At 45.2% G+C, this 1,041-nt stretch carries 3 protein-coding genes; all 3 read left to right on the forward strand.

Annotated features, from left to right (window positions below; genetic code table 11):
• The coding region (locus J7R10_RS08205; RefSeq protein WP_208436433.1) for an AAA family ATPase at positions 1-543 on the forward strand (543 nt) is incomplete at its 5' end.
• Positions 540-824, forward strand: coding sequence for a hypothetical protein (locus J7R10_RS08210; RefSeq protein WP_010705671.1), 285 nt, complete (start codon positions 540-542; stop codon positions 822-824). The genes J7R10_RS08205 and J7R10_RS08210, both read left to right, overlap by 4 nt.
• Positions 821-1,041: hypothetical protein (locus tag J7R10_RS08215; RefSeq protein ID WP_208436434.1), on the forward strand; the 221-nt coding region annotated here is incomplete at its 3' end. The genes J7R10_RS08210 and J7R10_RS08215, both read left to right, overlap by 4 nt.

Below are 1,041 nucleotides of genomic sequence, written 5' to 3' on the forward strand. Positions count from 1 at the left end.
CCGCATACGCGCAGTGTTCATGGTATTTTGAATGATATGGCAGCAGAATTGGAAGTGGTGGAATATAATCCCACCCGTTTAACCCGTGCGATTGGCAAGAGGTTAGAGCGGGTAGGTGGTGGGACGTTACTGATTGTTGATGAGGCGCAAAATTTAACGGATGAGGCGATTAATCAATTGCGCCATTTTGTTGATATCAATGGCACAGGGTTAGCTTTGGTTGGCAATGATGAGATTTCTGGACGTTTGGTCCATCGTCAAAATGGACCCTCTTATGCGCAAATTAAAAGCCGCTTGGCAATGCATTTGAAACGTCGCAAACCCTATAGTGAAGATATTGCTGCGCGTATCCATGATTGGGGGATTGAAGATGTTGGTGCGATAAAGTTTCTGACAGGGATTGGCTTAAAGGCTGGTGCTTTGCGGCAAATTGACAAGACCATGATGTTGGCACGCATGGCAGCGCTTGGGGATGGATGTGAAGTCACGCTTAAACATGTCAAAGCGGCGTGGAAAAACCGTGATGTGGAGGAATTGGCATGATCCCTTTATGCAACAAAGAATTATCCAATACGCTTGTTGGTCTTTATGACGATTATCAACGCGGTTTTGAGATTGGAGAACAGCTTAAACTCTGTGTGGATTTAGCGCTATCCCTTGAGTTGGAATTGAGTATTCACCGTTTAAGCGAAGCAGAGGCGGTTTTGGAGGGCCAAGTGGTGGAAGCTTTGCCCCGTTGCAGAATTCCTTATTCCAAGAGGGATGAGGCAATTGATGCAAGCAGTACAGTTATTCATATGGATTTTGGAGGCGAAAAGTTATGAAACGGAACCCTTATATGGTTGGAGATTGCTTGATTGCTTTGCGCTCTGCTTTGTTAAAGCATGAACTGGAAGGCATTTTTTTGAGTGCGAAAGATGTTCGAGAATTGAATGATTATTTACGCCGCTTGGCGGGTTATAACCACATTTTAGGGCATGAACTTTTGCGGTGTCGTTGGCAAATAAAGGCGGGGTACAAGCCGTTGTCAGGGGATGTTGT

It is taken from the genome of Bartonella vinsonii subsp. berkhoffii ATCC 51672 (assembly GCF_902825225.1).
Taxonomy (GTDB): domain Bacteria; phylum Pseudomonadota; class Alphaproteobacteria; order Rhizobiales; family Rhizobiaceae; genus Bartonella; species Bartonella berkhoffii.